Below are 8,148 nucleotides of genomic sequence, written 5' to 3' on the forward strand. Positions count from 1 at the left end.
TGAATCTTTCGTTGGGGTTAAAGCGTGCTAGTGTTCAGGGTGGAGGTAGACAGATATGGCATCTGAGGAAGAGCTGTTCGCGAACATCGACGCCCTGCTGGCGGAGGAGCCGCAGCTCCCGCCCCCGGCGGAGCGCGCCCGGCTCCGTGAGGCCGCCGGCATCACGCAGGCCCGTCTCGCTCAGGCCCTGAAGTCGACGACCCAGACGGTGAAGAACTGGGAGAACGGCCGGAGCGAGCCGAAGCCGCCGCGCCTGGAGGCGTACCAGCGGCTGCTGAACGGCTGGGCAGCGAAGTACCCCGCACACGGAGCTCCTGCCGCGCCGCAGCCGGAGGTACCGGAGACGTTCACCGGCCCGGCCGCGCCCGACGCCACCGAGACGGCGACCGCCGCACCGGTTCAGGCCCCGGCCGTCCAGACCGCTCCCGAGCGTCCGGCGACGTCGCGCCGCCCGGCGGCGAAGAAGGCGGCGAAGCCCGCGACCGACCCGCGGTTCCCGCACGGCCCGCTCGCTGTGCTGGACGGTGACGGCTCCGCATACGGCGTCGACGGCATCGTGCTCGACTGCCCGGCCGCCACGGTGCCGGAGCTGGTGGAGTGGGCCCTCAAGGAGTCCGGCCTCGGTGCCGCGAAGCTCAACCGCTACGGCAAGGACAGCGACCCGCTGATCGTGCTCACCGCCGCGGCCGCGGTAAAGCTCGGTCTGCCGGAGCGCCTGGAGGGCCACGAGCAGCGCCGCTCCCTGCGCCTCCCGGAGGACCACCCGGTCGTCAAGCAGGTAGCGAAGGCGAAGTGGCAGCTCACGCAGCGCGGGTTCGGCCCGTGGGGCCGGATCTACCGCAAGGCGCAGGGACGCGAGCGGCAGTGCGTGCAGCTCGCGATCCTGTCGTGGGACGCCCTCGATGAGCGGTCCTGGCCCGGCGTCGCGGAGATGGAGCCGGCCGACATCGCCCGCGTCCTCGGTGTGTACGCCCAGCGGGTCATCACGCCACGCGGGTCGACGGCCGTGTCCGGGCTGGAGCTGATGACGGCGCTGCGCCCGCCGACGAAGGCCGTGCAGGACCCGGAGACCGGGAACTGGGTGTCCGGCTACAACTCCGGCAGCTTGGGGACGGAGCCGATGGACCCGGCGCCGCCGGAGGCCACCGCGGAGCACCCCGTGGTCGTGAACTCCGGCTGGACCGGAGGGTTCCTGAACGAGGAGGCGTACCAGTGGGTGCGGTCGGTGGACACGCTCACCGATGAGGAATGCACGCTGCCCTTCGCGGTCGGCCTGGACCTCAACACGGCGTTCCTCGCCGCCGCGGCCCGCCTGGTCGTCGGCCTCAGCGCGCCCGACCACTTCCACGCCCCGAAGTTCAACTCGAAGATCCCCGGCTCCTGGCTGGTCGACCTGTCCCACATCGAGCTGGACCCGCGCCTGCCCTCGCCGTTCACCCCGGACGGCACCCGGCCGACCGGACCGGCCTGGTACCAGACGCACACCCTCGCCTACGCCCAGCAGCTCGGGCACGACGTGCACCCGATCGAGGCGTACCTGCGCCGCGAGACCGGCGCCTACCTGGACCCGTGGCACGACCGGCTCAAGAACGCGTACGTCGACACCCTCGCCGACCTCGGCGTCACCTCGGACCTGGACGACCGCCAGTTCCTCGCGGCGATGGAGCAGCACAAGCAGAAGGACCCGGCTCTGGCCGCCGTCCTGTCCGCGATCAAGGCCACAGTCAAGGGCGGCGTCGGCAAGCTCCGTGAGCGACCGCAGGGCAAGCACTACCAGGAGGGCGAGACGTGGCCGGCCCTCCAGCGGCCGACGTGGCGCCCCGACATCCGGGCCGCCGTGATCAGCAAGGCGCGGGTCAACATGCACCGCAAGCTGCTGAACATGTCCCGGATGACGGGCCTGTTCCCGCTGGCCGTGCTGTCCGACTGCGTCGTCTACCCCTCGCCGGGGGGGAGCCCGCTCGACTTCCTCCCCTACGCCGCGTCCGGCAAGCCGCAACCCGGCGCCTTCCGCCTCGGGCCCACGCCCGGCCTGGCGAAGCTGGAGGGCGTCCAGTCCATGCTGTGGGCGGTCGATCTCATGGAGAAGGGCCTCAACCCGGCCCGCCACATCAAGGGCGGCGACGCCGTCCTGGACGAAGGGGAGTAGAGCCGTGGGGGAGATCGAGGAAGCCATCGAGCGGGCCGACCGGGAGGCGTTCACCCGGGAACCGCCCAAGACCCTCCAGGGCCGCATCAACTTCCTGATGAAGCAGCTCAAGACGACCAGGGCCGTCGCCCAGGAGCTCGGCGTCAGCCAGCGCTCGGTGGAGCGTTACCGCAAGGGCGAGCGCAAGCACCCGCCGAAGGACATCGCCGCGAAGATCGACGACGCCGTCCGCTCCCGCTGGCAGCCCCAGGTCCGCAAACGCCGGCGCAAGCAGGCCGCCGCCACCGGGATCACGGTGGAGACCAGGGCCAGGTTCGGCTACACCGCGCCGGTCGGCACGACCGACGACGGACGCTTCCGCCGCCTCACCGTCCGCCTCCCCGCGACGTACGCGCAGCGCCTGTTCGACGCCCGCGACACGGGGGCCAGCGACCAGCAGATGCGCGGGATCATCGCGGAAGGATTCAAAGAGGTCTATTTCCAGGATGGCGGTGGCCGCGCTATGGGACTGTCGGACGTGGAAATCAACGACATTGATTACCTAGATCTCGACTACTAATTTCGGAGCCCTTTGGGGGTTCGCCCCGACCACAGCCACAGGAAGCTTGGAATCCGCCTCGAAACGGTATCCATGAAAACCGGCACAGCCACCGCGCTGCACACTGCGACTGTCCACATGCGCCAGCGCCGGAAAAAGGGATCACCGCATGTCCGTCCCCACCGCCCCGCACCGCGCGTACATCTTGTGTGTTCTACAGCGGGTCGGGTCCGCACATGGCGCACCGTCTCCTGCGGCATCCCTTGAGCCGCAGCTCTTGCGCGGTGTAGAGGTCGGGCAGCCGGGGCCAGTAGAGCCCACCCGCCTTGCGGGCATAGGGCCGTGAGGTTTCCAGTTGGGCCATGCTTTTCTCTGGCGAGTTCAGGCTGGGGCAGTCCCAGCGGTGCAGCCGGGTAGCTGTGGCGTAGGTGGCTCCGGCGTCCCGCTGCCGCTTCCAACGGTCGATGTCCTGCCGTGCCTGATCTTCCACGCGGCCGATCTGGTCGCAGATGCGGCATAGCCCCTTGGTGTGCTCGCAGGAGCATTCACCGCACTGTTCGCACGGGACGCACCCGTGTGTACGTCGTTCCTGTGACAGCGGGGATCGGTAGACCAGGATGCTGGGTGGCTGGCCATGGTGCGGGCGCGTCTCGACGAACCCGGCGTCGACCAGCTCGTCAAGGAACGGCTGCACCTGCTGCCCGTCTTCCAGCCCGATCAACGGAGCCACGTCCTGCGTAGTAATCCCGTCGTCTGCTCGGGCCTGGAGCACGACGTAAAGCAGGCGGCTGGTGACGCTCAGCCCGTTGTTGAGGACTACGTCCTGGTGAATGACGACGAACGGCGAGTACGAGTCTCGGTACACACGCATGATCACGCTCCGGGAGGGATGGGCACGGGCGGGAGTCAGGCGCCCAGGAAGAGCTGGGGCAGCCGCTCGACCGTCTCCAGGGCCGCGGCGTAGTTCTCCCGGGTCTGCTTGATGCGGCGAACGTCGGCGATCAGGTCGGCGTACAGGTCGTGGACGTTGCGCTCACGCTGGTCACACAGCCGCTCCAGGGCTTCTGCGGCGGCATCCCGCTCCTTCTCGGCCGTCGCGACGGCCTCGGCACGGAAGTTGGGGACGTTGGGGTGCGCGTGCACCGGCCAGGATCCGGCCCGCTCTGAGGCGGCGTGATGTTCCTTCCTGGCGGTGTGCAGCTTCAGCACGGCGGCGGAGCACGACAGGTAGACCTTGGTCTCCTCGATGGTCGCCGCGACCTGGTTGTCGCGGATCAGGTCGAACAGCCGGCCCTGGAAGAAGTCGGTGGAGCCCTGGTGGGTCTCCAGCGCGCAGGCATCGATGAACTCCCTGTCGACGCAGGACCGCGGCTCGTACGGGCCACCGGCGATCAGGTTGTACGGAGCGTTCCTCGCCCCCTGCCGGAGGAACCACACCGCCAGCTCACCATCACACTCGTACAGGACGTGCCAGTGCGCCCAGTCCTTCGCGTGCATGGTGTGGCAGCACTTCGGGTCGACCACGACTCCCCAGAGGCGGCCCCGAACCGTGCTGTCGTGATCAAACGGGCTTCGGCGAGGCAACTGGCTGTAGATGGCCTTCGACATCCGCTTGCCACCTACAGAGACGACCTTGATGGTCACCGCGGCCTCTTCGAGTACGAGCTCCATGCCCTGGAGAACGCGCACAGCGCGACAGCGACGCGGTGCCATGGCGCGGTTCCCGCTTTTGGCCCATCCAGGCGAGTCAGGTGATGTCACGTACCCGGTGTCACGCTGTGAGGTCTGTAAGGCTCACAGCCGGTTTCCCCAGGTAGGCGCGGTGAGCTGTGAGGTTGTGAACTTGTGAGATGGGGCTCGCGCTCGTGCTCCCGTACGCCCTGGTCCCGCCCGTCGGCCTGGAGGACGATGGAGTCGTGGGCGAGGACAACGAGGACCAGGAGCACGGCGTCGAACCGGAGCGGCCGCCGCTGACTGCGGCCCGCGCCTGGGAGATGACGGCCGGGCTGCGCGAGGCGATGGACGCCGTCCAGCGCTCCGTGGCGGTGCTCGCCGCCCGGGTCCGCGACGCGCACGCCGCCCGCGTCTGGCTCCCCCTCGGGCACAGCAGCTGGGAGTCGTACTGCCGGGCGGAGTTCGGCATCAGCCGCGCCCAGGCGTACCGGCTCCTGGACGTCGCCCGCTCCCTCGCGGCGATCCACGGCGCGGTCGCCGTCGGCACCGAGACGTCTCGCACGCGAGACACCGACCCGGCCGCCGCGGCCGCGCTCGACTACGGCCTGTCCCAGCGCGCCCTGATCGCCGTCTCCAGCCGCGCCGACGTCGTCGCGGAGCTGATCACCCGCCGACTCACCACGCTCGCCCACAGCGGCCTCCAGGCCCTCGATGAGCCCACGGTGCGCGCCGTGGTCCGCCAGGCCGTCCGCGACATCCGCACCGCACCACCACCGCCCGCCGATCCGCCGGCGGACCCGACCGTCGCCGCGCTGCGCCGCGTCGTCGACGACCTCGCCGCCAGCAGCCACGCGATCGGTGAGCTGATGCTCGAAGTCGCTCCGGCCTACCTCTCCGACACCGAGGCGGCGACCGGCGCCCTGGCGCTGCTGTGCGAGCAGATCGGCGAGCCCCTTGAGCACGGCCTCGCCGCCCGCCGCTACGCGATGTCGGGCGATCGGCGCGCCCTGCACGGCACCGTGCTGTAGCCGCTGCTCCTGGTGCTGCTGCCCGGTTGCTGCTCGTGCTCCTGGTGGTGGTCGCCGGGTGCAGCAGGGCGGTGTCCGAGGTGCAGCGCAGCATTTGCATGGGCCGGGCGCCGCACGGGTGCTGCACCGGCCGCCGGCTGCTGCTCCGAGGGCTCCAGTACGAAGGTGGGCCCGCCCCAGCGCTGCATAAGATCGCAGATCTGCGATGTTCCGGGCGGGATCTATGCACGGCTGCTGCATACAGCGCCGTAGCCGGAGCCTGCTGACCTACGGCGCTGTTCTGGAGAACCAGAACGAACCGGTTTACCCAGTGCTACCGCTCGCTTCGCCGCCGGGTGCTCGCCGCTCGGGCAGACGTGTGCCCCTGCCGCACATCTGTCTGCAGCAGGGGCACAGTTCACGGTTGGTCATCGCCGCCCGGACGGGGCGGCGGCCGATGTCACCCGGCGGCGCGGACGGCCCGGAGCGGCTGGGTCTGGCGCTTGGGCGGCGCGGTCTCGTACACCGGGGCGGTGATGTCGGGCAGTTCGCCGGCCTCGATGCGCTCGGCGGCGTCTTCGATCGCTTCCTCCAGCTCCTCCTGGGAGGCGTAGGAGGCGACGTAGGGGTGGAGGTAGTAGGTCCGGTACTTGCGGTCCTTGGGCCGCAGCACGAGGTTCCGGCTCTCCAGCAGCGACATCGCGGTGTTCGCGGAGTTTCTGGACAGGCCCACGCGGGCCCCCAGCTCGGCCTGGGAGGCGTTCACCTCGCCGCCGGGCTCCTGGCGCTCGATGAGGGCGCTCAGCAGCTCCATGGCGGCCTTGGTGAGGTCCAGCCGGTACAGCATTCCGAAACCGGCGCTGGCCTGGATCAGCATGCCTGCCCCTCCTCGTCGACGACTCCATCTTCCCCGTCTTCGGCACCGAGCTCCAGCTGCACGCTGCGCGGCGGCTGCGGGGCGTTGAGGGCGGGGAAGACGTCCTCGGGCAGCTTCCCGGTCTTCGGGTCTCGCAGCGCGTCCAGGATCTCGCGCTGGACGTCGCCGTTGCCCTCGAACCCGAGCATCGGGTTCACGAAGATCAGCCCGTTGTCGACGCGCTGGATCATGTGCCAGTGCTCCAGGCGGCCGATGGCCCGGGTGACGTTCGACCGCTCCACGCCCAGCTTGTCGGCGATCTTCTTGTGCGTGGCGCGCAGCCACCCCTCGCGCTGCCGGCCAATGCACCACAGGAGGACCGCGGACTGGATCGGCGACATGCCGTGCTGCGCGATGAGCACCGCTAGGACGTCGGCGAGGAAGTCGTTGGAGACGACGCTGTAGCCGGACCGGCCGTACATGTCGTGGGGCGCGCGGTACGTGTACCGGACGCTGACGTCCATCTGCTGCACGGCCCGCTTGCGGGTCGGCGGCTTGATGTCCTTGCCCAGCCTGGAGGACAGGGTCTCGCGGAAGGCACTGTCACCACCGGGCGGAACGGCGGCGATGCGGCCCTTGCCGCGGCCGGCGGAGGGGCGCTTGGGCTGGGGTGGCATCGACGGGGGTCCTGTCCTCGATCTTGCGGGGTACGCGGCGGACACTAGCAGTTGTTCAAGCTCAGTTGGCAGATTTGTACACGCTGGCGTGGCGCTTTGGTGTCGACGCCGACACAGCGGATTCGGGCCGTGTTCCCTGGGAGTCCGTCGCCACCTGCAACGATCCGTACTTGTACAAGCTGGGTTGGCAAATAGGGGTGTCGGTGTGGCACCGCGAGCACATTTCCGCAGGTCAATGTGTTGCGGCTGACACATCCCCTCTCGCAAAACCGCAGGTCAAAGCATGTTTTCCCGAGGTGCTCTCTTTTCCCTAAGACGCACGCGCGCGCGAGGGCCGCACCAGGGCCTCGCCCTGTGTCGATGCCACCGCCTCCGACGGCACCGGCCACCAAAGCCACCAGGTGCGCACCCCCTGGCCCCTCGCCCCGGCGACCGCCGCCCGGCCCTCACCGGCCTCCCCCGCCGCGCACGGAGCTGCTCCGTGGCTGAGGCGGCTTCGCGTGCGGCTCGGCTGCTCCGGCGCGGGTCGTGGAGGGCACCATCGGCTCTGAGTCTCGGGTGGTGCCGGCCGTGACGATCCAACAGCCGAAGCGTGGCCGGGCCAGTGGACGGTTCCGCCGAATGGCCTGGGGGCCATTCGGCTCCGGTACCTCCGCACGTTGAATTTCGGCGTTCGCATATCGGGCTTCCGTTCTGTGGCTGAGCTATTCATGGCCGCGCAATTCTGAATTCTTCCAGTGAATCGTGGTCGGGGTCAGGGGTGGTGCGGCCAGAACCCAAACGCTACACACCAGCTACCTGTGATGCATCACGCCGCCTGTGCGTTCGCTCGCTCGGGTGATGCCTCGATGCATTCCGCCTCTCTGTGGCGGGTTGACGTGTATGCTGGCGGGGTATTGGTGAACGTCAGCGGCCGGTTTCGAGGGTGGGAGGGTTAGGGTGGAGCGCAGCGGAGCCCGTCACTACGGTGGGGCCGACACTCCGTCAGACCGACGGTCCGTCACTCTCGTTGCGGGGGTGGTGGCTGGGATTCCCAAGCCCTACACAGGCTCGCACGTGATGCACCTCCCCTTGCTGCCGGCCCTGGCACCCGCGCTTGCGCGGGTGCCAGCAATTCGCGCTTGCGCGAATTGCCACGCCCTTTGAATTCCGCTTGCGGAATTCTATTCCGGCGCTTGCGCCGGAATCCGAATTGCGCTTGCGCAATTCGTGCTCTATGACCCGGCTTGCCGGGTCATATCCCGCTC

At 69.2% G+C, this 8,148-nt stretch carries 7 protein-coding genes; 3 read left to right on the forward strand and 4 right to left on the reverse strand.

All coding sequences use genetic code 11. The features are described from left to right. The first annotated feature begins 55 nt into the window (after window positions 1–55). Both tap and tpg read left to right on the forward strand, forming a co-directional pair. The gene (tap, locus tag ACFRKB_RS35230; RefSeq protein ID WP_383110686.1) at window positions 56–2,149 is read left to right on the forward strand and encodes a telomere-associated protein Tap; all 2,094 of its coding nucleotides are present in this window, start codon (window positions 56–58) and stop codon (window positions 2,147–2,149) included. 4 nt (window positions 2,150–2,153) lie between these two features. Further along, window positions 2,154–2,708, forward strand: coding sequence for a telomere-protecting terminal protein Tpg (gene tpg / locus ACFRKB_RS35235; protein WP_383110687.1), 555 nt, complete (start codon window positions 2,154–2,156; stop codon window positions 2,706–2,708). Window positions 2,709–2,901: 193 nt separating this feature from the next. Here tpg and ACFRKB_RS35240 read toward each other — a convergent pair whose 3' ends face one another. Together ACFRKB_RS35240 and ACFRKB_RS35245 are read right to left on the reverse strand one after the other, a co-directional pair. Beyond that, complete coding sequence (locus ACFRKB_RS35240) at window positions 2,902–3,558, reverse strand: hypothetical protein (protein WP_383110688.1); 657 nt, start codon at window positions 3,556–3,558, stop codon at window positions 2,902–2,904. Between the two features lie 35 nt (window positions 3,559–3,593). Beyond that, a complete protein-coding gene (locus ACFRKB_RS35245; protein ID WP_383110689.1) occupies window positions 3,594–4,376 on the reverse strand; it encodes a hypothetical protein in 783 nt (260 codons plus the stop codon). 161 nt (window positions 4,377–4,537) lie between these two features. Here ACFRKB_RS35245 and ACFRKB_RS35250 point away from each other — a divergent pair, with 161 nt between their 5' ends. Continuing rightward, window positions 4,538–5,389, forward strand: coding sequence for a hypothetical protein (locus tag ACFRKB_RS35250; RefSeq protein WP_383110690.1), 852 nt, complete (start codon window positions 4,538–4,540; stop codon window positions 5,387–5,389). A 439-nt stretch (window positions 5,390–5,828) separates the two neighbouring features. On the opposite strand, the gene ACFRKB_RS35255 is transcribed toward ACFRKB_RS35250, so the two are convergent. Continuing rightward, the gene (locus tag ACFRKB_RS35255; RefSeq protein WP_383110691.1) at window positions 5,829–6,245 is read right to left on the reverse strand and encodes a hypothetical protein; all 417 of its coding nucleotides are present in this window, start codon (window positions 6,243–6,245) and stop codon (window positions 5,829–5,831) included. After that, window positions 6,239–6,901, reverse strand: a complete 663-nt coding sequence (locus tag ACFRKB_RS35260; RefSeq protein WP_383110692.1) for a replication/maintenance protein RepL — start codon at window positions 6,899–6,901, stop codon at window positions 6,239–6,241. The genes ACFRKB_RS35255 and ACFRKB_RS35260 overlap by 7 nt, the downstream gene beginning before the upstream one ends. Window positions 6,902–8,148: the final 1,247 nt, after the last annotated feature.

This window comes from Streptomyces scopuliridis (genome assembly GCF_042790125.1).
Taxonomy (GTDB): Bacteria; Actinomycetota; Actinomycetes; order Streptomycetales; family Streptomycetaceae; genus Streptomyces; species Streptomyces scopuliridis_A.